The sequence below is a fragment of the Aestuariivirga sp. genome, assembly GCF_044238155.1.
Taxonomy (GTDB): domain Bacteria; phylum Pseudomonadota; class Alphaproteobacteria; order Rhizobiales; family Aestuariivirgaceae; genus Aestuariivirga.
The window spans coordinates 1-23,645 of the sequence record NZ_JBIIDX010000032.1 but is presented as its reverse complement, the minus strand read 5'-3'; the positions used below and the strand labels follow the sequence as shown (position 1 = coordinate 23,645).

Here is a 23,645-nt window from a genome sequence, read left to right as displayed (position 1 = left end):
AAAGCCCCGGCGTTGCGATCGCCCGGATGGGTTCCCCGGACCACCCGAAGGTCCACCTCCCGACGCGATCAATATCCGGGCAGAAGATTGACTGGTCCGCCATCTCAAGGGGGATCGCAATGTGGGTTGAGGAAGACGCAAGGAGTTACGGCCATGAACATCCAGTACCGGCCTGAAGGACTTCCCGAAGCGCATGGTCTCTATGACCCGCGCAACGAGCACGATGCCTGCGGCATCGGGCTCATCGCCAACATCCGCAACCGCAAGTCCCACCGCATCATTGCAGACGGGTTGTCCATCCTCAAGAATCTCGAACATCGCGGCGCGGTAGGCGCCGACCCCAAGGCCGGTGATGGCGCCGGGCTGATGCTGCAGATCCCGCACAGCTTCTTCCTTGACGAAGCCATGCGCCTTGGCTTCGAGCTTCCCGGACCGGGTCACTACGGCGTGGGTCAGCTGTTCATGCCGCGCGAGCCCGTCTACCGTCAGGACATCGAGCGCCTGTGGTGGGAGGCAACCCGCGAGGAAGGCCTCAAGATCCTTGGCTGGCGCGACGTTCCAGTCGATTCATCCGTGCTCGGATATTCGGTGAAGGGCACCGAGCCCGTGCACCGTCAGGTATTCATCGGGCGCGGCCCGACCATCCGCGACGAGGCTCATTTCGAACGCAAGCTCTTCGTCTGCCGCAAGGTGGTCTCGAACCGGGCGCTCGAAATCCTCGGCCAGCGCGCAAAGACCTATTATCCGGTTTCTGTTTCGGCGCGCACGCTGGTCTACAAGGGCCTCGTGCTCGGCAAGGATGTAGGCGCCTATTACCGCGACCTCGTGGACCCGCGCGTCGAATCGGCCTTTGCAATGGTGCACCAGCGCTTCTCCACCAACACGTTTCCGAGCTGGCCCCTCGCCCACCCCTACCGTTTCATCTGCCACAATGGCGAGATCAACACGGTGCGCGGCAACTACAACTGGATGGCGGCGCGTCAGGCAAACATGAAGTCTGCAGTGCTGGGCGAAGATCTCTCCAAGCTATGGCCGATTTCCTATGAGGGCCAGTCGGACACCGCCTGCTTCGACAACGCGCTCGAATTCCTGACCATGGGTGGCTATTCGCTGCCGCATGCCATGATGATGCTGATCCCCGAGGCGTGGGCGGGCAACCCGCTGATGGACGAGGACCGACGCGCCTTCTACGAATACCACGCCGCGCTGATGGAGCCGTGGGACGGGCCAGCCGCCATGGTATTCACCGATGGCAAGATGATCGGCGCGACGCTCGATCGCAATGGCCTCAGGCCGTCACGCTACATGACGAGCGATGACGGGCACATCCTCCTCGCCTCCGAAATGGGCTGTCTGCAGTTCGCCGAGGAGCACATCACCCACAAGTGGCGGCTGCAGCCCGGCAAGATGCTGCTCATCGACCTCGCCCAGGGCCGTATCATCGCGGATGACGAACTCAAGAAGCAACTGGCCGCCGCCCATCCCTACAAGGATTGGCTGAAGCGGACCCAGATCGTGCTCAAGGACCTGCCAGCGCCCCGGACGAAGCGCGCCGCGTCAACCGTGCCTCTGCTCGATCGCCAGCAGTCCTTCGGTTACACCCAGGAAGACCTCAGGATCCTCATGGCGCCAATGGCCCAGACTGGTCAGGAGGCGGTGGGCTCAATGGGCAATGACGCGCCAATCTCGGCCCTCTCCGAGCGGCCCAAGCTGCTCGATACCTATTTCAAGCAGAACTTCGCGCAGGTGACGAACCCGCCCATCGACCCGATCCGCGAGGAGCTGGTGATGTCGCTGGTCTCCTTCATCGGACCGCGTCCCAACCTGCTTGACCTCGAGGGCACCTCGAGGCACATGCGGCTCGAGGTGTCGCAGCCGATCCTGACGAACGACGACCTCGAACGCATCCGCACCATCGGTGCAGTTGCGGACAATCCATTCCGTACCGCCACCATCGACATCACCTATGACGTGGCCAACGGGCACGAGTACATGGAAGCAGCGCTCGATTCCGTCTGTGCGCTGGCCGAGCGCGCGGTGAAGGACGGCTACAATATCATCATCCTGTCGGACCGCGCTGTGTCGGCCGAGCGGGTGCCGATCCCCTCCCTGCTCGCCACCTCCGCAACCCACCACCACCTGATCCGCAAGGGGCTTCGCACCTCGGTGGGGCTCGTCGTCGAAACCGGCGAGGCGCGCGAGGTGCACCAGTTCTGCGTGCTCGCAGGCTATGGCGCCGAGGCCATCAACCCCTATCTCGCCTTCGAGACGCTGGAAGACATGCTTCCCACGCTCGAGGAGAAGATCACCGCATATGAAGCGCAGAAGCGCTACATCAAGGCGATCGACAAGGGCATCCTCAAGGTGATGTCCAAGATGGGCATCTCAACCTACCAGTCCTACTGCGGGGCGCAGATCTTCGACGCGGTCGGGCTCTCATCCGATTTCGTGAAGAAGTATTTCACTGGCACCTCCTCGCAGATCGAGGGCGTGGGCCTGCTTGAGATCGCCGAGGAAGCCTTCCGCCGCCATGAGGATGCGTTCGGCGAGAACCCGGTGTTCCGCGCCGCACTCGACGTCGGCGGCGATTACGCCCAGCGCATCCGCGGCGAGGCGCATGTCTGGAACGCCGAGACCATCTCTAATTTGCAGCACGCGGTGCGCGGCAACGCCAGGGACAAGTACCAGGTCTTCGCCAGGCTGGTGAACGAGCAGTCAGAACAGCTCAAGACCATGCGTGGCCTGTTCCGCATCAAATCAGCTGAAGAGGTGGGGCGCGCGCCCATCGACCTGAGCGAAGTGGAGCCCGCCTCCAGCATCGTGCGCCGCTTCTCGACAGGCGCCATGTCCTTTGGCTCCATCAGCCGTGAAGCCCACACCACGCTCGCCATCGCCATGAATCGCATCGGCGGCAAGTCGAACACTGGCGAGGGCGGCGAGGAAGCAGATCGCTTCAAGCCGCTCGCCAATGGCGACTCGATGCGCTCGGCCATCAAGCAGGTGGCGTCCGGCCGTTTCGGCGTGACGGCAGAATATCTCGTCAACTCCGACATGATGCAGATCAAGATGGCGCAGGGCGCCAAGCCGGGCGAGGGTGGCCAGCTGCCCGGCCACAAGGTTGATGCCACCATCGCCAAGGTGCGCCACTCGACGCCAGGCGTTGGCCTGATCTCACCGCCGCCGCACCATGACATCTATTCGATCGAGGACCTGGCGCAGCTGATCTTCGACTTGAAGAACGTCAACCCCGCGGGCCAGGTTTCGGTAAAGCTCGTCTCTGAAGTGGGCGTGGGGACCGTGGCAGCGGGCGTTTCCAAGGCGCATGCCGACCATGTGACGATCTCGGGCTATGAGGGCGGCACCGGCGCCTCGCCGCTGACATCGATCAAGCATGCGGGTCTGCCCTGGGAGATCGGCCTTGCTGAAACACAACAGACGCTCGTTGCCAATGATCTGCGCGGGCGCATCGCAGTGCAGGCCGATGGCGGCATCCGGACGGGACGCGACGTTGCAATCGCCGCACTTCTTGGAGCCGACGAGATCGGCTTTGCCACCGCGCCGCTGATCGCAGCGGGCTGCATCATGATGCGCAAGTGCCACCTGAACACCTGTCCGGTGGGTGTCGCCACCCAGGACCCGGAACTCCGCAAGCGCTTCAGGGGGCAGCCGGAACACGTCATCAACTATTTCTTCTTCGTGGCAGAAGAGCTGCGCGAGATCATGGCAGGCATGGGACTGCGCCGCTATGAGGACCTGGTGGGCGAGACCCAGTGGCTTGACCAAGCGGAGGCCATTGCCCACTGGAAGGCCAGGGGCCTCAACTTCGCGAAGATCTTTGCACGGCCTGACGTGGTTGCTCCCGTTGCAACGCGCCGGGTGAGCAGCCAGGATCACGGCGTTGACAAGGTTCTGGACCGCAAGCTCATCGCTGAGGCGAAGTCCGCGCTCGAGCACAAGACGCCCGTGACCATCACCACGCAGATCCACAACTATGACCGCACCGTCGGCGCCATGTTGTCGGGCGAATTGGCCAAGCGCCACGGCCATTCGGGCCTTCCCGAAGACACGATCACCGTGAAACTGAGTGGCATTGCCGGCCAGAGCTTCGGGGCCTGGGCTGCACATGGTGTGACGCTGGAGCTGACGGGAGAGGCGAACGACTATGTCGGCAAGGGCCTGTCAGGCGGCAAGCTGATCGTGCGCCCACATGACAGGATTGGCTTCCTGCCGGAGCGCTCGATCATCGTTGGTAATACCGTGCTCTACGGCGCAATCAACGGCGAGTGCTACTTCCGCGGGGTGGCAGGCGAGCGTTTTGCAGTGCGAAACTCGGGCGCCGTGGCGGTGGTGGAAGGTGTGGGTGACCACGGCTGTGAATACATGACCGGCGGCTGCGTGCTGGTGATCGGCGAGACGGGCCGCAACTTCGCGGCCGGCATGTCGGGCGGTGTTGCCTACGTGCTGGACGAGGCCGGCGACTTCGCAAGGCGCTGCAATCTCGCCATGGTCGATCTGCAGCCTGTACCCGCCGAAGAAGCAACGCGGGAGAAGCTCCACCATGCAGCGGGCGATCTTCATAATCACGGGCTTGTTGACGTGACCTCGCACATGGACCGGCATGATGCGGAGCGGGTGTGGGAGTTGCTCTCGCGCCATGTGAGATATACGGGCTCGACCCGAGCCAGGACGATCCTCGACAACTGGGCCAGCTTCCTGCCGAAATTCGTCAAGGTGATGCCAGTCGAATATGCCCGAGCCCTGCAGGAACTGGAGGCCGCGCAGAAGACCAGCGACGGCATGACCATCGGTGTCAAGAGGAGCGCGTAGGCAGTCATGCTGATCCACGGCGATCCGCTGTCGGGAAACTGTCTGAAGGTGAAATACACCGCAGATCACCTTGGGCTGCGCTACGGCTGGCAGACGGTCGATGTCAGCTCTGGCGGGACGCGGACAGATGAGTTCCTGGCAGTGAACCCGATGGGGCAAGTGCCCGCAGTGACGCTCGATGACGGACGCCATCTGGCGCAGTCGAACGCCATCATCCGTTATCTGGCGCGCGGCTCGGGGCTTCTGCCGGATGACGCCTATCTGCAGGCGAAGGTGGACGAACTTCTGTTCTGGGAACAGTACAGCCACGAACCCTATGTCGCGGTTTGCCGCTACCAGATGAAATATCTGGGAAAGCCGCGCGAGGAGCGCGAGGGCTGGCGCGTGGAACGCGGAGAGCGCGCGCTCGACTTCATGGATCAACAGCTCCGCAGCAAAGACTGGTTCGTCGGCACAGATTGCACTGTGGCAGACATCGCGCTGCTCGCCTACACGCGCATGGCCGATGAAGGCGGTTTCGACGTGACGCGGCGCAACAACATCATCCGCTGGATCAAGCGTTGCGAGGAAAAACTCGCGATCGCAGCACGGCACTGAGGAAGGAAACACAGATGGGCAAGGTAACAGGTTTCCTCGAAATCGAACGGCAGGACAGAACCTACACGCCAGCCGCTGACAGGGTGCGCAACTACAAGGAGTTCGTGATTCCGCTGTCCGAGGAGGCAACGCGCAACCAGGCAGCACGCTGCATGAATTGTGGCATCCCGTTCTGCCACAATGGCTGCCCGGTCAACAACCAGATTCCGGACTGGAACGATCTTGTCTATCTGGGCGACTGGGAGGAGGCATCACGCAATCTCCACTCCACCAATAACTTCCCTGAATTTACCGGCCGCGTCTGCCCCGCGCCCTGCGAAGCCTCCTGCACGCTGAACCTCGAGGATACGCCGGTCACCATCAAGACCATTGAATGTGCGATCGTTGACAAGGCCTGGGAGAATGGCTGGATCAAGCCTGAGTCGTATCGTGAGAAGACCGGCAAGAAGGTGGCAGTGATCGGCTCCGGCCCCGCGGGCCTTGCCGCGGCGCAGCAACTGGCGCGCGCTGGGCACAGCGTGCACGTGTTCGAAAAAAACAGCAGGGCCGGCGGACTGCTGCGCTACGGCATCCCCGACTTCAAGATGGAAAAGCAACTGATCGATCGCCGCCTCGCGGTGATGGAGGCGGAGGGTGTGACCTTCCACTACGGCGCGCATATCGGCGTAACCCAGGATGCAGAACAACTGCTTGGCAGCTTTGACGCCGTCGTCTTGTCGGGCGGCGCGGAAAAGCCGCGTGACCTGCCCATTCCCGGCCGCGACCTGGCGGGTATCCACTTTGCCATGGAGTTCCTGCCACAGCAGAACCGCCGCGTGTCCAAGGAGCCGCCACTTGACAACCGCCCGGTACTGGCGGCCGAAAAGCACGTGGTGGTGATCGGCGGAGGCGACACTGGCTCTGACTGCATCGGAACCTCGGTGCGCCAGGGCGCATTGTCGGTGACCCAGCTCGAGGTGATGCCGAAGCCGCCGGAGAAGGAAAACAAGTTGCTCACCTGGCCCAACTGGCCGCTGAAGCTGCGCACCTCATCCTCCCACATGGAAGGGGCCGAGCGTGATTTCTCGGTGCTGACCAAGGGTTTCTCGGGCGAGAACGGCGAGGTGAAGAAGCTTCACTGCGTGAAGGTCGACGGCGCCATGAAGGAAGTGCCAGGCAGTGAATTCGAACTGAAGGCAGATCTGGTGCTGCTCGCCATGGGTTTCGTCCACCCGTTGCATGACGGCCTGTTGAAGGGTCTGGGCGTAAAGCTCGATGGCCGCGGCAACGTCGAGGCCAACGTGGCAAACTATAAGACTTCGGTGCAAAAGGTTTTTGCGGCAGGCGACATGCGCCGCGGCCAGTCGCTGGTGGTCTGGGCGATTCGCGAAGGACGACAGGCTGCCCGCGCAGTCGACGAATATCTGATGGGCGAAACCACCTTGCCGCGCTGATCAGGGTGCGAAGTCACTGATTGCGAAATCGTCAGCGCGACCCATCGGAGCAGCCGGAGCATCGCCCAGACGGAACAGCCGCTCGGCACCGCTTCCACTTGGCGAAATGTCGCGCAGGGTTTTGAGCGCAGTCTGTGGATCGAGACCGCCCTGCGCCAGCAGCATGGCGTTGGCCGTCACGCCCTCTGGCTGCACGGTGTAGGGCGCCTGGCCAATCATCGCCTGGCCAAACAGCGGCACGCCAGCCGGCAAGGCCGCGGCGGGTGTTGCCACCGCCGCCGTGCCCGGTTGATCGGGAGAGGCGATCGCAGCCAGCACGATCTCGCCCATGAAGGTGTTGCCCGCCTTGAAGAAAGAGACGCCGTCCCGCCCGCGCAACCTGACCAGTATGCCCGCGGAGTCCGTCACGGACGCGGCATACCGCCCATCAGGGCCCGAGAGTTGAGGCCGGATGTCCAGAAACATCATATCGCGCGTTTCGACCTGCTGACGCTGCAGTGCCGTGATCAACTGCAGCGCTTCGTCATAACCCTCGTCCTCGACGGGTGGCAGCGACAACCAGATCACCCGTGCGCCGGAACCCTGCAGCGCATCCAGCAGGCGGTCGGTCTGCCGGCGATAGGCGGCCTCCCACTCAGCACTGCCAAAATCAAGCCGCGCGTCACCATCGCGGATCACCTGACGATCATTCGCGCCCAGCATGACGACGATGACATCAAAGGAGTTGCCCTCAAGGATCTTTGGCAGCGTTGCCGCCCAGTCATAGATTTCGGGGCGGGCAAGACCAGACTCCTCGTTGAAGCGCAGTGAGACCTCATAGCCTGGCCTTGCCTCCGCGCTGCGGAGCAGACCCGCACCCAAGCCTCCGCCGAGCGCATCGCCAATCACCAGTATGCGTAGCGCCGGGGGTGCGGCCTCGCCGGTCTGCGCCGCAGCGGGCATCGCCATCAGCGCCAGCAGCGTGAACAGGACAGTGAACCGTTTCATCAGCCGTTCTTTTGCAGATGCACGAGAAGTTTCAGGGATGGACGCCCGTCCAGCGGCAGGCCCGCCTTCTTCTGGTAGGCAAGGATCGCCTCATAGGTGCGGGCGCCGAAGCGGCCATCGCTGCCGCCGGTCTGGAAGCCCAGGGCATTGAGCCGTTTCTGCAATTCCACCCGCTGCTCGAAGCTCAGGTCGAAATTGACCTCTGGCCAGGCCGCCTCGAACGGCCCCATGCCGCGGATGCGATCGGCCAGGTGGCCAACTGCCAGCGCATAGGAATGCGAGAGATTGTAGTCCATGATGGCAAGGAAGTTCCGCGTCACCAGAAAGCGTGGACCAGATACGCCCTGCGGAACCATGATGAAGGCTTCAGCCTTGAGCGAGCCAAATTTTTCACCATCGGCACGTTTCACGCCCATGTCCTGCCAGGCGGCAACCGGACGCCAGTGTGACCGGCCGATCAGGGCCTTGTTGAAGCCCTTGGGCAAGATGACTTCCCAACCCCATGGACGGTCTGATTTCCAACCCGCCTTGGCCAGATAGTTGGCAGTGGAGGCGAGCGCATCCTGCCTGGAATTCCAGATATCCCTGCGGCCGTCGCCCGTCCAGTCGACGGCGTAGGACAGGTAGGAAGCGGGAATGAACTGGGTGTGGCCCATCGCAGCCGCCCACGAACCCTTGAAATTATCAGGCTTGACGATGCCACGCTGGAGTATCTTGAAGGCGGCAACGAGTTGTTCGTTGCCGTAGTCTTTGCGGCGCCCGCTATAGGCCAGGGTGGCCAGCGAGCGGATCACGCTCATCGAGCCCTTGTCCTTGCCGAAGTTGGACTCCATGCCCCAGATGGCGAGCAGGATGTGGCGATCCACGCCATATTTCTTTTCGATCGCCGAGAGCAGTGTCTCCTCTTCGACCTTCTTGGAGTTGCCGGTTGCAATGCGGATGGGTGTTACGGCCTTGGACAGATATTCGCCGGTGGTTGAAGTGAACTCTGGCTGATTGGCAGCCAATTTCAGCACGGCTGGGTCAGGTTCGGTGATGCCCTCGAAGCCCTGCTCGAACAGGGCGCGCGAGATGCCAGCCGCCTTCAGGCGCGGCCACAAGCTGTTTTGGATGAAGGCTTCAAACTTCGGGTCGGCAAGAGCCGGCCTCACCAGCACGGGCGTGAGCGCAACAGCGATGAACAGGCGGCGATTGATGAGAAGTCGACTCATTATGTCATCCCGGATCATGCGCAGTCAGGTCGCAGTGTTGCGAAGCATGAGCTTGCGCTCCCATGCGAGCGCAGTCTCGACGATGAAATCAAGGTTCTCATGCTTTGGCATCCATCCGAGAACCTCGCGAACTCGGGCGGCACCCGCCACGATGGCGGCAGGATCTCCGGCACGGCGCGGACCATAAGTCACGGGAAGCGGCGCCCCATTGACCCGTTCCACCGACTTGATGACCTCGAGCACCGAATACCCTGTGCCATAGCCGCAATTGAAGATGCCGCTCTCGCCGCCATGGCGAAGGTGGACAAGTGCGTCGACATGTGCGGCAACGAGGTCGCTGACATGAATGTAGTCCCGGAGACAGGTTCCGTCGGGCGTGGCGTAATCAGTCCCATACACCTCAAGCCCGCTGCGCTGGCCAAGGGCTGCCTGGCAGGCCACCTTGATCAGATGAGTGGCGCGCGGCGTCGACTGGCCGGTGCGGCCCTGCGGATCGCTGCCTGCCACGTTGAAGTAACGCAGCGCCACATACTGCAGGCCATGAGCCACATGGACATCTCGCAGCATCCATTCCGTCATCAGCTTGGAGCAGCCATAGGGCGAGATCGGCGCAGCAGGGGCATCCTCGAAGACAGGCTGCGCGGCCGGATTGCCATAGACGGCGGCGGTTGAGGAAAAAATGAAACGCGGAACCTGTGCCTTCACGGCCGAACTGAGCAACTGGCGTGATTTGACCGTGTTGTTGAGATAGTAACCCAGCGGATCGCGCACCGAATCCGGCACCACGATCGAACCGGCAAAATGTACCACTGCATCAAAACGATGCGCCAGCATGAGGCGGTCAAGCAGAGCCTCATCGCCGATGTCGCCCTCGATCAACTCCACCGGGTGGGGAACCGCCCAGTCAAAGCCCGTCGACAGATTGTCGAGAACCACGACCCTCTCGCCCCGGTCGAGGAGGGCCAGCACCATGTGGCTGCCGATGTAGCCTGCACCACCTGTCACAAGAATGGTCATTGAAATCTCCTCGCCCTTGAGTGTAGCGAAGTCAATGAATCTGTCATTCCCAAGGCCAGACGGCATCAGGATGGCAATTTAGGGTAGCAAGAGGGTCTCATGGTGCGTCCGATCAAGACTGCGGTGTTTCCGGTGGCGGGGCTTGGCACCCGTTTTCTTCCGGCGACCAAGGCCATGCCGAAGGAAATGCTCCCCGTCGTCGACCGCCCGGTCATCCAGATTGCCGTTGACGAGGCTCGCGAGGCGGGAATCGAGCATTTCGTGTTTGTCACCGGTCGCAACAAGTCTGTGATCGAGGATCATTTCGACACCGCCTTCGAGCTCGAATCGGTTCTCAAGGCGCGCGGCCGGCAGGCCGAGATTGACCGGCTCGCCAGCGGGCTGCCAAAGCCGGGCCAGGCCAGCTTCACCCGCCAGCGCGAGCCCCTGGGACTTGGCCATGCGGTCTGGTGCGCGCGCCAGCTGGTCGGCGACGAGCCCTTTGCCCTGCTCCTGCCCGACATGGTGATGCACGCCAGCCCTGGCTGCCTTCGCCAGATGATCGATGTCTACGAGGCGCGTGGCGGCGGCAATGTGCTGGCCGTCGAGGAAGTTCCATGGGATCAGGTCAGCCGCTACGGGGTGGTGGGTGCGGCCGAATGGCAGGGCAATGCCTTCTCCGTCACCGGCATGGTGGAAAAGCCAAGGACACAGGAAGAGGCGCCCTCCAACCTGATCATCTCCGGACGCTACATCCTTCAGCCGGACATCTTTGCGGAAATCGAGAAACAAGCCCCTGGTGCGGGCGGTGAAATCCAGATCACCGATGCGATGATCAGGCTGATGGCGCGCCAGCCCTTCCACGGCCTCAAGTATAACGGTACCACCTACGACTGTGGCGACAAGGTGGGTTTCCTCAGCGCCAATGTCGCCTTCGCGCTGGACCGGCCGGATCTGGCACCCGGGTTCCGAGCAGCACTGCGCAGGATCCTGGGCACAGACATCCCGTGACGGCGTAACCGCCATTGGCTTTTGCTCCGCGCATCGAAACGCGCTAGAAGGCGCGCATGCCAAACAGACACATTGCCTCACCTGTTCCCCTTGGCGCGCAGTGGCGCGCATCAGCCCGCCGCGCGCTCAGCATCGAATCGGAGGGGTTGCAGCAGCTGATTGCCGCCCTCGATGGACCTCTAGGCGACGGGTTTGCACGAGCGGTGGAGTTGATCCGCAAAGCCAAGGGCCGGGTGGTGCTCGCAGGCATGGGCAAAAGCGGCCACGTGGCCCGCAAGATTGCGGCCACGCTCGCCTCGACGGGAACCCCGGCGAGCTTCGTGCACCCTGCCGAAGCCAGTCACGGCGACCTCGGCATGATCACCGCCGATGACGTGGTGATCATGATCTCCAATTCCGGCGAATCGCCAGAGCTGCGCGACATGCTCACCTATTCGCGCCGTTTCGCAGTTCCGCTCATTGCCATCACGGCAGCGCCTGAGAGCACGCTGGGCAGCGGCGCCGACGTCGTGCTACCGCTGCCACGGGCGCGCGAGGCCTGCCCCAACGGCCTTGCGCCGACGACATCTACACTCCTTCAACTTGCGCTCGGCGATGCTCTGGCCATGGCGCTTCTCGAAGACAAGGGCTTCAGTGCCCATGATTTCCGCAAGTTCCACCCGGGAGGGAAGCTGGGTGCGCAGCTCAAGCATGTGCGTGACATCATGCACAAGCGTGACGAGCTGCCACTCGGCAATCACGGCATGTCCATGGCCGAGGTTCTGATCATCATGACCCGGCGCAGCTATGGCTGCTTTGGCGTTGTCGACGAGTCGGGCCGTCTGGCAGGCGTGATCACCGACGGAGACCTGAGGCGCAACATGTCGCCCGATCTCCTGAAGGGCACGGCGGCAACAATCATGACGGCAAACCCCAAGACCATCGGCGCAGACGCGCTGGCCTCGGAGGCGCTCGAGCAGATCAACACACTGAAAATCACCAGCCTGTTCGTGATCGACAGCGAGCAACGCCCTGTGGGCCTCGTTCATATCCACGACTTGTTGCGCATCGGCCTTGTGTGATCGGCCTGCGCTGTTGAAGCCAATCGAGTTCCGGTCTCGCTTCACCTACCGGCAATAGCGCTCGCCCTAGATCCAGCCTTTCAGCTCTTCGCGCACGATGGACTCGAGCATGGTGATCGAGGGCTCGGAATCATTGAGGCACGGCACGACGGAAAACTGTTCGCCACCGGCCTCCTCGAAGGTTTCCTTCAGTCCGATGGCGACCTCTTCCAGGGTTTCGACACAGTCTGACGAGAAGCCCGGCGTGATCATCAGCAGCTTCTTCACACCCTTGCCGGGAAGTTCTTCCACCGTCTGCTGGGCATAGGGTTGCAGCCATTCGGCCTTGCCGAAGCGTGACTGGAACACCACCATTAACTTGTCGCGCGGCATGTTCATGCGCTCGGCAAGAAGCCGTGCGGTTTTCATGCACTGGCAGTGATAGGGATCGCCCGCCATGAAATAATCCTTGGGCAGGCCGTGGAACGAGGCAAGGATCATGTCAGGCACCCAGCTCAGGGTGGACAGGTGATGCTGCAGTGATTGGGCCAGCGCTTCGATATGCGCAGGATTGTCGAAGTATGGCGGCACAGTGCGAACCGCCGGCTGCCAGCGCATGGCCTTCAGCGCGTCATAGGCCTTGTCAAGCGCAGTGGCGGTGGTCGAGGCGCTGTACTGCGGGTAGAGCGGAAACAGAAGGATGCGGTCGCAGCCCTGGTCCTTGAGCGCGGCGATGCGCTCGCCCACTGGTGGCAAGCCGTAGCGCATGCCCCAGTCGACGATGACCTGCGGCACATGGGCGAGCCTGCCCGCAAGCTTTTCCGCCTGCGACCGGGTGATGGTCTTGAGCGGAGATTCGTTGAGCTCGCGGTTCCAGATCTGCTCATAAGCGTGCCCGCTCTTGCCCGGCCTGGTTGACAGGATGATGCCATTGAGCAGGATCCACCACAGCACCGGGTTCACCTCGATGACCCGCCGGTCAGACAGGAATTCCTTCAGATAGCGGCGCATCGGCCAGTAGGACGTACCCTCCGGCGTGCCGAGGTTGATCAGCAACACGCCGATCTTGCCCACCTTGAATGGGGGGTGCCCTTGGGGAAGCACACTCATGGAAGCCCTGCACCGTCCTGTTCGCCGCGTCTCTGCGCGGCAGTGACTACTCTGCCGTTAACGTCTTGAAAATCCCAAAAGATCATATTGGGCGAGATTTTCCGCTGCGACCGGGGTTTTTGGGTTGAAACGCACCTTTCCAGGGATGTTTCCTGGCAATCTGCCGATCATGGCAGCCATGGCGGGCGCCATCGCCTTCACCGGCCTGATCGCCGCGGTGGCGGCTGTCTATGTGACGGTCGACGCGCTGGGCGCAGTGCTCATTGCCGGCTTCTTGATCGCGGCGCTGCTGCTCGCGTTCTCCGGCTGGGGCTTTTACTGGTACACCACACCCGCCCGGCAGGCTCGAGAGGCCGATCCGGCGGTCAATGCCAAGGCGCCAGGCGGCCCGGACTGGTCAAGCCTGCGCCTGCTGGAAACCGTCGCAACGGAAGTCCTTGGACCCGCCCAACTGATCCAGTCCTATTCCCAGAGCTGTGCCGAGGGAGCTGTCATCCGCGACGAGGCGAGCTGGCGCGAGGCCTCCCGCCTTGTCTCAGCCAGCAGCCAGTCGCTGATGACCTTTGCCGCCGACCTGCATGACTTTGCCCGCTTCGAACGCGGCCGGCTGCGGCTCGCCGAACGGCAGGTGGATGCCGCCGAACTCGTTGAAACTGCCTTGTCACTCTGCCAAGCTGAGGCCGATGCACACGAGCGGCTCATCATGGCGCGATTGCTGGACGGCGTGGAACTTCACTGCGATCCGGACAGGCTGGGACAGGCCATCGCAGCCCTCACTGTCTGGGCAATGCAGGCCTCTGCAGGGCAGGATATTGTCGACGTGGCCCTGGCAAAGCAGGCAGATGGCGGCATTGCAGTCGAAATCGGCGCCAAGCCCGCAGGCCTCGTGCCGGGCGGCAGCGTTGAGCAGATCTTCGAACCCTTTCGCACCGGACACAGCCTCGGCGGCCTTAGGCTCCCGGTTGCACGGCGCGTGGCGCTGCTGCACGGCGGCGATATCGTGCTGACACCAGATGCAGCCAGCGGCACGGCCGTGCGCCTGTTGCTGCCTGAGAAACGCGTCGTCTGGCGCACCGCAGCCCAGGCCGCCTGACAGCAATGACCACCGCCATCACCGTCGCGATCCCGCCGAAGACCCGCGCCATTCCGCCCTTTTTGGGCACCGTCAGGGCCCCGGACCCGGAGGGCTTTGACGCAGCAGTGTTTGGCGCGCGCCATGGCACACCCTATGCCTCGACCGACAACCGCATCCATTCCCGCGCACCGGATGCCTTTCGCAAGGCACTTGCGCCAGATGCCGACTGGCTGGACTCCTGGGACTGGGACTTCGGCGGCATCCTGTTGCGCCATGGCCAGAAGGCCTGTGATCTCGGCAATCTCAAGACCAAACCGCTGGATGGACCAGGCAACCGCGCCAAGATCGAGGCCACCACCCGCCGAATCCTCGATGCCGGGGCAGTGCCAATCATGTTCGGAGGCGATGACTCGGTTCCCATTCCGTTTCTGGCCGCTTACGCCGAACAGCCGCCAATCGTCGTGCTGCAGGTCGACGCGCATATTGACTGGCGTCAGGAGCGCGAAGGCGAAAGCATGGGATTTTCCTCCACCATGCGGCGCGCCTCCGAGCACGACCACGTCTGGCGCATTGTCCAGGCGGGCGCACGGGGCATCGGAACCGCACGAGAGGGTGAGGTACGGGATGCCCAGGGCTGGGGCGCGCGCATCCTGACCTCGCGCGACATTCATCACAGTGGAGTTGCGGCGGTGCTGCAACACATACCGGAAGACTGCGACTGCGTGATCAGCCTCGACTGTGACGCGCTGGATTCGGCCGTGATGCCAGCCGTCGCCTACCCCTCACCAGGCGGCCTCTCCTACACTCAGGTGACCGACCTCATTGCTGGCGTGGCAGCCAAGGCACGCATCGCGGGCTTCGCCATGGTGGAATTCGTGCCGAACCGGGACCATGACAAGACCGCAGCCTTCACTGCGGCGCGCATTGCCGCCAATGTGATTGCCCATGTCAGGCCACGCGGCGCCTGATCATTCGGCGGCAGCAAGCGCCTCGCCCGAATCAAGCAGCCGCAACAACTCCGCCTGCCGTGTCCTTGCCTTCAGGATGGACTGCTGCTTGACATGGCCAAAGCCGCGGATGCTGGCAGGCAGCGAGGCAAGCTCGAGCGCCACGGCCGTGCGCGCCTGTTGCGGCCGCTCCAGGAGGCCTTCGATCAGGCCGAGATAGTCCGTGATCAGCTGACGCTCCTGTCGGCGCTCAGCCGTGTAGCCAAAGACATCCAGTGGCGTGCCGCGCAACCGCCGCAATGGCGCCAGCAGCCGGAATACGGTCATCATCCACGACCCGAACGGCCTCTTGGCTGGTTCGGCCGCGCGGCTGAGCAGTGGCGGCGCCAGGTGAAAGGTCAGCCGGTACTTGCCCGTGAACTGGCGCGACAGTTGCTCCGCGAAGCTGCCGTCGGTGTAAAGCCTGGCCACTTCATATTCGTCCTTGTAGGCCATCAGCCTGAACAGGCTGTGGGCAACAGCCTTGCCAAACGGCTCCGACACGGCGGCAGCCCGCACCACCATGTCACGGTAGCGCCGGGCATAGGCAGCATCCTGATAGGCCGTGAGAAAAGCAACGCGCCGCGCGAGGATCTCATCGAGGGTCTGGGGCTTGGGTGACTGCCTGGAAGCAACGAGCCCGAGCAGTGCCGTCCCCTCGGCGGCTGCACGGCGACCCCAGGTGAAGGCTGCGAGGTTCATCTTCACAGCCACACCATTGAGTTCAACCGCCGCAGCGATTGCCTGACGCGACACCGGGATCAGGCCCTTCTGCCAGGCATATCCGAGCGTGAACAGATTGGCGGCAATGGCATCGCCCAGCAGGCGGGTGGCAATCTCAGTGGCATCAATGGCAAAAAAGCCACCTGGCTTGACGGCGGCAGCCACGCGCAGGCCGAGCGCCTCACCTTGCACGTCGAAATCAGCGTCATGGGTGAAATGCGCAGGCATCACCTCGTGGCTGTTGACCACCGCGTGACTGCGCTGGCGCGAGGCGCCAGCCAGAATTCGCGCTGACGCCGTGGTTACAAGATCACAGCCGAGAATGAGGTCTGCATGGCCGCGCGCCACCCGCACCGCCGAGATGTCTGCGGGCCGCGCGCCGATCTTCAGATGGGTAACGACAGCTCCATTCTTCTGTGAAATGCCAACCATGTCGATCAGTGCTGCACCCCTGCCCTCGATGTGCGCGGCCATGCCCAGAACATGGCCGATGGTGACAACGCCGGTGCCGCCGATACCCGCCACCAGAATGTTCCATGGCTTGTCGAGCGGTGGCAGTTCCGGCTCGGTCAGGACAGGAAACGGCACCGCATCGAGATCACTGACGCTTCCCGCTGTGGGTTTCCTCAGCTCTCCACCCTCAACCGTCACGAAACTGGGACAGAAACCCTTGATGCAGGAGAAATCCTTGTTGCAGGTGGACTGATCGATCTGGCGCTTCCGGCCAAATTCGGTTTCGAGCGGCTGGATCGCCACGCAGTTGGATTGCGTGCCGCAATCACCACAGCCTTCGCACACCAGCTCATTGATGATCACCCGGCGGTTCGGGTCCGGTAACTCGCGCTTGCGGCGCCTGCGCCGCTTCTCGGCTGCACAGGTCTGGTCATAGATGATGATGCTCGCGCCACGAATCGTCATCATCTCCGCTTGAACTGCCTGCAGCGCATCACGGTGGTGGAACGAGACCCCGGCGGGAAACCCGGCCGGTGCAGCATATTTGTCCAGATCATCCGAGACCACTGCAATCCGGTCGATGCCGACGGCACGCATCTCCTTGGCAATCTGGCTCACACTCAGGCTGCCGTCATTGCGCTGGCCACCCGTCATGGCAACGGCATCATTGTAGAGGATCTTGAAGGTGATCGGGGTTCCAGCAATGACCGCGTGACGAATGGCCATCAGGCCCGAGTGATTATAAGTGCCGTCACCGATGTTCTGGAACATGTGCGGCCGGGTCGAGAATGGCGCCTCGCCAACCCAGTTGGCGCCTTCCCCTCCCATCTGGGTGGCGCCCTCGGTCCTGCGATCGGGCACGAATTGCGCCAGCCAGTGGCAGCCGATGCCAGCATAACCACGTGCACCCTCTGGCAAGACGGTCGAGGAGTTGTGCGGGCAGCCAGCGCAGAAATACGGAATGCGTGCAACGAGGTCAGACTGATTGGCCGGAGGAGCCATGGCGGGCGCCGCCACGCAGCCCGGGAGCCTCGAGGCGATGGCCTGGGCGATCAGGTTGGGGTCCAGAACGCCGTGCGGGGCAAACAGCGTGCCGCCGGCTTCATCCTGCTTGCCAATCACCGCCGGACGATTTTTATCTGCATACAGAATATCTCGGATCTGAGCTTCGATCAGCGAACGCTTTTCCTCAACCACCATGATGGTTTGCAGGCCTTCGGCGAAGGTCTGGATTATGCCCGGTTCGAGCGGCCAGACCATGCCAACCTTGAGCAGCCTGAGGCCGAGGCGCTCCGCCTCTGCCTTGCCGATGCCAAGGTCATCCAGCGCCTGCAGCACATCGAGATAGGCCTTGCCCGCCGCCACGAGTCCAAGCCTGGGCAAGGCTCCGCCATCGTGCACGATACGGTTCAGTGTATTCGCCTGCGCAAAGGCCTTCACCGCAGGCAGCTTGTGCATGTACAGCCGTTCCTCCTGCGGCACACGATCGTCGTGCGGGCGGATGGAGAGGCCGCCTGGTGGCGGCGGCGGTCCTGCCGGGATCACAGGCCTGACCCGATCTGGCCCAGCCTCGACGACTGCGGCGGATTCAACGGTATCGTGGACGCATTTCAATCCGACCCAGACACCGGCATGACGCGACAGCGCATATCCCATCAGTCCGAAGTCGATGATTTCCTGCACGCCAGCCGGCGAGAGAACCGGGATCATTGCATCCATCAGCGCAATATCGCTGGCATGAACCACGGTGGAGGATTCGCCGGAATGATCATCGCCCGCCAGCGCCAGCACCCCGCCATGGGGCGAGGTACCGGCCATGTTGGCATGGCGGAAGACATCCCCCGAGCGGTCAACGCCAGGTCCCTTGCCATACCAGAGCCCGAACACCCCGTCGTACTTTCCTTCGCCGCGCATCTCGGCCTGCTGGCTGCCCCACAGGGCCGTGGCGGCAAGATCCTCGTTGAGGCCTGGCTGGAACACGATGTTGCGCGGCGCGAGCACGTGTCTGGCGGCCTGGAACTGGTTGTCCACCGTACCCACCGGCGAGCCACGATAGCCCGACACATAGCCCGCCGTGTTGAGGCCAGCCTGCCTGTCGCGCTCGGATTGCATCAGCACCATGCGCAGGATCGCCTGGGGGCCGGTAAGAAACAGCCGCGTTATCGAAAGGTCATAAAGGTCGGCGAGGCTGTGGGTCGACTTGGACATGGGCACAACTATACTGGACGCCATGGATATTCCAAATGCTCCGGCGCCACGGGTCAGTTTCGGCGAGGCGCTGCGGCTGTGGGCGCGCATCGGACTGCTGTCATTTGGCGGCCCGGCGGGCCAAATCGCACTGATGCACCGCGAATTGGTCGACCAGCGCCGCTGGCTCTCCGAAAAAGACTACCTGAGCGCGCTTAACTTCTGCATGCTGCTACCCGGACCCGAGGCGATGCAGCTTGCCACCTATGCCGGCTGGAGGCTGCACGGGGTCAGGGGAGGCCTGGCGGCGGGCCTGCTGTTCGTGCTGCCAGGTGCGATGATCGTGCTGGCGCTCACCGTGCTCTATTCGGCCTTCGGCGCGCTGCCGCTCGTCGCCGCCCTGTTCTACGGCGTCAAGGCTGCGGTGCTGGCCATTGTGGTCGAGGCCCTGCTGCGCGTGGCGCGCCGGGCGCTTGCGACGCGGCTGGACTGGATGATCGCAGCGCTGGCCTTTATCGCGCTGTTCTTGTTTGCACTGCCGTTTCCACTGGTCATCATCATGGCAGCGCTCGTGGGCGCCTGGCATGCACCGGGGCGCGCCGAAGCCGATCACGGCACCCTGCCGGACTGGCGCGCCCTTGCCCGCACGGTTGCGATATGGGCCGCCGTGTGGCTGGGGCCGCTGGCCAGCCTCGCCCTTCTGCTCGGGCCACATCACGTACTGACCGAGGTCGGCGTGTTCTTCTCGAAACTGGCGCTCGTCACATTCGGTGGAGCCTACGCAGTTCTCTCTTACATGGCGCAGGCAGCAGTCGAAACCGAGGGCTGGCTCTCGGCGGCAGAGATGATGGACGGCCTGGCGCTTGCAGAAACCACGCCGGGACCGCTGATTCTGGTCACGCAGTTCGTGGGCTATTTCGCAGGCTTCCGCGAGATGGGGTCGGTCTGGGGTGGCATTGCCGCGGCGATGGTGACGCTGTGGATGACCTTCACGCCCTGCTTCCTGTGGATCTTTGCAGGCGCGCCGTACATCGAGGCAATCGGCAAGCGCCCGAAGCTTGCGGGCGCGCTCGCCGCCATAACGGCCGCGGTGGTGGGCGTGATCCTGAATCTGTCGCTATGGTTTGGGCTGCATGTGCTGTTCGGCCAGGTCGGCCGGCTTCAAGGCTGGTTCCAGCCTTGGATTCCGGCGTGGAGCAATCTCGATGTTTTCGCGCTGGCGCTCACCGCTCTCGCCACCCTGGCGCTGCTTCGCCTTCCCCTCGGGATCGTGCCGGTGCTGGCGTTGAGCGCGGCGCTCGGGGCGGCGTGGAAGCTCGGTTTCTAGAGCAAGAGCAGGCCTGATTGAATAGTACCGCCGGATGAGTTTCGCGTTATGGCGAGGAGAATGGCAATGAGCGGGCCTGTGGCCTGGTCGAGACGTCCACCGCCATCACGGCGCAAAATGCTACTGCCCTTCGCATATGGCGGTGCGATTCAATCAGGTCGATTATTGCTCTATCCCCAGTTCCAGAAATCAACGCCGTCCCTGGCCAGATTTCGCGCCAGTACCATCTTGTGCACTTCCGAGGCGCCGTCAACCAGCTTCGCGCAGCGGGCATAGCGGTAGATCCACTCCAGCACCGTGTCTTTGGAATAGCCACGCGCGCCCAGAAGCTGCACGCCCACATCGGCGGCGCGATTCAGCGTATCAGCCACGTGGATCTTGGCCATGGCAATTTCCTTTTGCGCCTTTTCGCCCCTGTCGAGCTTCCAGGCCGCCAGCATGGTGAGCAGGCGGCCCTTTTCGATGTCGGCGGCCACATCGCCCAGCATCATCTGCACGCTTTCGCGCTCCGAAAGCAACGAGCCAAATGCCTTGCGCCCACCGACGTGGGACTGGGCGATTTCAAGGCACCGCCGCGACAGGCCCAGCCAGCGCATGCAATGGGTAAGGCGCGCCGGCCCCAGCCTGATCTGCGTGAGGCGCAGGCCATCGCCCTCCTCGAGAAGGCGGTTCTCTTCGGGAATCACAAGGCCGTTGAATTCCAGCTCGCAGGTTCCGCCGAGTTCCTCTGGACCCATGGTGGCAATGCGGCGGACGATGCGCCAGCCTGGCTGATCCTTGTGATAGAGGAACGCGGAAAGGCCCCGGCGCGGATCATCGGACGTGCGCGCCACGAGAATGAAATGGCTCGCGCCGTCAGCGCCCGAGATGAACCATTTGCGACCACGGATGACATAGTGGCCGCCCTGTTTTTCAGCCCGAGTCAGCATCATGCCGCCCGGATCCGAACCCGAGCCGGGGCTGGGCTCGGTCATCACGAAGGCAGAGCGGATCTTGCCGTCGATGATGGGCTGCAGCCAGCGGTCTTTCGCGGCATCGGTGGACAGCACCTTGTTGAGCACGCTCATGTTGCCATCGTCGGGCGCTGCGCAATTGAAGCACAAGGGCCCAAAGATCGAGCGGTTCGCCTCTTCGTAAAACGTGGCCCAGCCCGTCACCGGCAGACCAAGACCGCCGCGCGCACGGGGCATCTGGGGCGCCCACAGGCCTTCCGCCTTTGCCGCGGCCCTGATGCCTTCCAGCACGTCCTGGCGTATGTTGTCATGGTCATCGTAGTTGCGCGGGTCAGCTTCGAGCGGGATGACCTTGGCATCGATGAAGCTGCGCAGCTTGCGGCGAAGCTGGTCGATATCGGGTGACAGCGAAAAATCCATGGATCTCTCCTAGGCCAGGGCGTGGCCGCCGTCGACGGCAATGTCGGCTCCGGTCATGAAGCCCGAGGCGCGGCGCGAGGCCAGCAGCAGCAGCACACCGTCGAGGTCGGAGGCATTACCCGCACGGCGCTGCGGGCTGCGTCCGACCATGTCCTGGCCAGCCTTGCTCGCCAGGAACTCGCTGGTCATCTCGCTATGAACATAGCCGGGCGAAATTGCATTGACCCTTATTCCGTGCCGCGCCCACTCGAAGGCCTGTGCCCGCGTCATCTGCAGTACCGCCGCCTTGCTCACGGCATAGCTAGCCGATGAAAGCCCCACCCGCCCCGCCACCAGCGAGGCGATGTTGATGATGGCACCCGGGCTGTGACGCGCGATCAGCCGCTGGGCAAAGAGGCGGGAAAGACGCCAGACCGAATCGACATTGGTCTTCTGCACCTGCTCCCAGGCCTCATCGGGCGTATCGACGATGCGTCCGCCACCGCCAATTCCGGCATTGTTGACGAGCAATGTAAGCGGACCTGCCGCCGCTTCCGCAGCATCAAGGGCCGCAGCAAGCCGTGGGGCATCCGTCACGTCCACGGCAAGCGGAAAGAACCTTTCGCTTTCACCGGCCAGCCCTTCCAGACGGTCTGCCCGGCGCGCCGCAACCACCACTTTTGCGCCGTGGGCAGCAAGCACCTGTGCAAACCGGCGGCCAAGGCCCGAGGATGCACCGCTCACCAACGCCACCTCGCCTGTGAGGTCGAAGAGTTTCTGGGCGAGCGTGATCGGAGCCATGGTTGGACTTTCCCCTGTTGCTCGGGCTATCTAGACGCCAAATCAGCCCGTCCACAAGGATCGGAAATGACCTATCAGCCTCTCGTCGGCCTTCCGGCGGACACCTATGAAAGCCATGGTTTTCTGTTTCACTCGATTGGTGACAAATATGTGCGCGCAGTGGCCGAGGCCGCGCTCTGCCTGCCGGTGATGATACCATCGATCTCGGATGCGGTTGCGCTGGAGGCGCTGCTCGACCATTTCGACGGGATCGTCATGACCGGTGCGCCCTCGAACGTGCACCCGCCACATTATGGCGAACAGCCCTCAGCCGCGCATGAGCCATACGACCACGCGCGCGACGCCACCACGCTGCGCCTCATCGAGAGGGTGCTGGCGCGAGGCATGCCCCTGTTCTGCATCTGCCGCGGCTTTCAGGAACTCAATGTCGTGATGGGCGGAACGCTCGAGACGGAGTTGCAGGAAATTGAAGGCCGCCTCGACCACCGGGCGCCCAAGCATGACGACGTGGATGTGCGCTATGCGCCGGCCCATGTCATCAACATCCGCCCGGGGGGACGGCTGGAACAGATCCTCGGCAAGCGTGAAACGATGGTCAATTCCATCCACCGTCAGGGCATCAAGCGCCTGGCCAAGGGTCTTGCTGTGGAAGCAACGGCACCTGACGGCATCATCGAGGCCGTTTCAGTCCGCGATGCGCGCGGGTTTGCCATCGGCACCCAATGGCATCCCGAATTCAAGGCGCTGAACAACCCGGATTCAGTGCGGCTATTCACAGCCTTCGGTGACGCGGTCCGGGCTTATGCGAAGAATCGGCGCAGCGGCTAGCGCGTTGTGCGGCTTGACTGGATCGTCCCGGGTCAACCAAGAATCTCTGGCGCCGGTCGGCCCGGGCAGTTGCAGCCTTCAGTCGCCCTTGTAGATCATCCCGGCCTTCATCACGAAATCAACCGTCTGCGTGACGCTGATATCGCTGAGGTAGAAGAGCGGCGCACAACCGCCGTCAACCCAAACTTCACCCCAGAGTTTAATTCGGTGGCGATATCGACGCAATCCCGCAATTGGTCTCAGCCGTTACCCCGACCAGGCCACGGGCCTGCCAGCAGGGACAGGTGGACTTGAGGAGCGGGCAATCGCCCTCACAGCATCGACGGCAGGACGCGGTCGGGGGGATTGTGGCCATCGACCCAGGTCTTGATGTTGATGATGACCTTCTCGCCCATGTCGATGCGGCCTTCGATGGTGGCAGATCCCATGTGTGGCAGCAGCACCGCCTTCTTGGCCTTGAGCAGACGCGGATTTACAGCAGGCTCATGCTCGAACACGTCAAGCCCAGCCCCACCCAGCTCACCCGCCTCCAGCATGCGCGCAAGCGCATTCTCGTCGATCACCTCGCCACGCGCCGTGTTGACGATGATCGCTTCCTTCTTCATCAGCTTGAGGCGACGCGCCGATAGCAGGTGATAGGTCGCCGGCGTATGCGGACAGTTGACCGAGACGATGTCCATCCTGGCCAGCATCTGGTCCAG

Annotated in this window: 17 protein-coding genes; 9 read left to right on the top strand and 8 right to left on the bottom strand. The window is 62.9% G+C overall.

Features of this window, described 5'->3' with window-relative positions:
* The first annotated feature begins 153 nt into the window (after nt 1-153).
* Genes gltB through ACILRN_RS05195 form a run of 3 tightly spaced genes read left to right on the top strand, consistent with a single transcriptional unit; the run spans nt 154 to nt 6,857 of the window.
* Complete coding sequence (gltB, locus tag ACILRN_RS05205) at nt 154-4,827, top strand: glutamate synthase large subunit (protein WP_395686212.1); 4,674 nt, start codon at nt 154-156, stop codon at nt 4,825-4,827.
* 6 nt (nt 4,828-4,833) lie between these two features.
* On the top strand, nt 4,834-5,424 hold the full coding sequence (locus ACILRN_RS05200; protein ID WP_395686209.1) for a glutathione S-transferase family protein: 591 nt from the start codon (nt 4,834-4,836) through the stop codon (nt 5,422-5,424).
* Nucleotides 5,425-5,438: 14 nt separating this feature from the next.
* Nucleotides 5,439-6,857, top strand: coding sequence for a glutamate synthase subunit beta (locus ACILRN_RS05195; protein WP_395686207.1), 1,419 nt, complete (start codon nt 5,439-5,441; stop codon nt 6,855-6,857).
* Here ACILRN_RS05195 and ACILRN_RS05190 read toward each other — a convergent pair whose 3' ends face one another.
* Genes ACILRN_RS05190 through galE form a run of 3 tightly spaced genes read right to left on the bottom strand, consistent with a single transcriptional unit; the run spans nt 6,858 to nt 10,072 of the window.
* On the bottom strand, nt 6,858-7,844 hold the full coding sequence (locus tag ACILRN_RS05190) for a DUF459 domain-containing protein (protein ID WP_395686205.1): 987 nt from the start codon (nt 7,842-7,844) through the stop codon (nt 6,858-6,860).
* Nucleotides 7,844-9,055 carry a lytic murein transglycosylase gene (locus ACILRN_RS05185; protein WP_395686204.1) on the bottom strand — a complete coding sequence of 404 codons (1,212 nt, stop codon included), beginning with the start codon at nt 9,053-9,055 and terminating at the stop codon, nt 7,844-7,846. Before ACILRN_RS05185 ends, ACILRN_RS05190 begins: the two co-directional genes overlap by 1 nt.
* Before the next feature lie 24 nt (nt 9,056-9,079).
* A complete protein-coding gene (gene galE / locus ACILRN_RS05180) occupies nt 9,080-10,072 on the bottom strand; it encodes a UDP-glucose 4-epimerase GalE (RefSeq protein ID WP_395686202.1) in 993 nt (330 codons plus the stop codon).
* Nucleotides 10,073-10,171: 99 nt separating this feature from the next.
* Between galE and galU the strand changes: the two genes are divergently transcribed.
* Nucleotides 10,172-11,062, top strand: a complete 891-nt coding sequence (gene galU / locus ACILRN_RS05175; protein WP_395686200.1) for a UTP--glucose-1-phosphate uridylyltransferase GalU — start codon at nt 10,172-10,174, stop codon at nt 11,060-11,062.
* Between the two features lie 56 nt (nt 11,063-11,118).
* Nucleotides 11,119-12,123 carry an SIS domain-containing protein gene (locus tag ACILRN_RS05170; RefSeq protein ID WP_395686198.1) on the top strand — a complete coding sequence of 335 codons (1,005 nt, stop codon included), beginning with the start codon at nt 11,119-11,121 and terminating at the stop codon, nt 12,121-12,123.
* Between the two features lie 66 nt (nt 12,124-12,189).
* Here ACILRN_RS05170 and hemH read toward each other — a convergent pair whose 3' ends face one another.
* Nucleotides 12,190-13,212: a ferrochelatase gene (hemH, locus tag ACILRN_RS05165; protein WP_395686196.1), complete on the bottom strand. Its 1,023-nt coding sequence runs from the start codon at nt 13,210-13,212 to the stop codon at nt 12,190-12,192.
* 124 nt (nt 13,213-13,336) lie between these two features.
* Here hemH and ACILRN_RS05160 point away from each other — a divergent pair, with 124 nt between their 5' ends.
* Together ACILRN_RS05160 and ACILRN_RS05155 are read left to right on the top strand one after the other, a co-directional pair.
* Nucleotides 13,337-14,305 carry a sensor histidine kinase gene (locus ACILRN_RS05160; protein ID WP_395686194.1) on the top strand — a complete coding sequence of 323 codons (969 nt, stop codon included), beginning with the start codon at nt 13,337-13,339 and terminating at the stop codon, nt 14,303-14,305.
* A gap of 5 nt (nt 14,306-14,310) precedes the next feature.
* A complete protein-coding gene (locus ACILRN_RS05155; RefSeq protein ID WP_395686192.1) occupies nt 14,311-15,255 on the top strand; it encodes an arginase family protein in 945 nt (314 codons plus the stop codon).
* On the opposite strand, the gene ACILRN_RS05150 is transcribed toward ACILRN_RS05155, so the two are convergent.
* Nucleotides 15,256-18,657 (bottom strand): indolepyruvate ferredoxin oxidoreductase family protein, encoded by a 3,402-nt coding sequence (locus ACILRN_RS05150; RefSeq protein WP_395686190.1) that lies wholly within the window; start codon nt 18,655-18,657, stop codon nt 15,256-15,258.
* On the opposite strand from ACILRN_RS05150, the gene chrA reads away from it, so the two are divergent.
* Complete coding sequence (chrA, locus tag ACILRN_RS05145) at nt 18,656-19,963, top strand: chromate efflux transporter (protein ID WP_395686189.1); 1,308 nt, start codon at nt 18,656-18,658, stop codon at nt 19,961-19,963. The two genes, ACILRN_RS05150 and chrA, sit on opposite strands and share 2 nt — an antisense overlap.
* Before the next feature lie 170 nt (nt 19,964-20,133).
* Here the strand turns inward: chrA and ACILRN_RS05140 are convergent, their stop codons facing one another.
* Together ACILRN_RS05140 and ACILRN_RS05135 are read right to left on the bottom strand one after the other, a co-directional pair.
* On the bottom strand, nt 20,134-21,336 hold the full coding sequence (locus tag ACILRN_RS05140; RefSeq protein WP_395686187.1) for an acyl-CoA dehydrogenase family protein: 1,203 nt from the start codon (nt 21,334-21,336) through the stop codon (nt 20,134-20,136).
* A 9-nt stretch (nt 21,337-21,345) separates the two neighbouring features.
* Nucleotides 21,346-22,116, bottom strand: coding sequence for an SDR family NAD(P)-dependent oxidoreductase (locus tag ACILRN_RS05135; protein ID WP_395686184.1), 771 nt, complete (start codon nt 22,114-22,116; stop codon nt 21,346-21,348).
* A gap of 66 nt (nt 22,117-22,182) precedes the next feature.
* Here ACILRN_RS05135 and ACILRN_RS05130 point away from each other — a divergent pair, with 66 nt between their 5' ends.
* The gene (locus ACILRN_RS05130) at nt 22,183-22,944 is read left to right on the top strand and encodes a gamma-glutamyl-gamma-aminobutyrate hydrolase family protein (protein WP_395686182.1); all 762 of its coding nucleotides are present in this window, start codon (nt 22,183-22,185) and stop codon (nt 22,942-22,944) included.
* Nucleotides 22,945-23,255: 311 nt separating this feature from the next.
* Here ACILRN_RS05130 and ACILRN_RS05125 read toward each other — a convergent pair.
* On the bottom strand, nt 23,256-23,645 hold a 390-nt coding region (locus ACILRN_RS05125; protein WP_395686180.1), incomplete at its 5' end, for a 2-hydroxyacid dehydrogenase.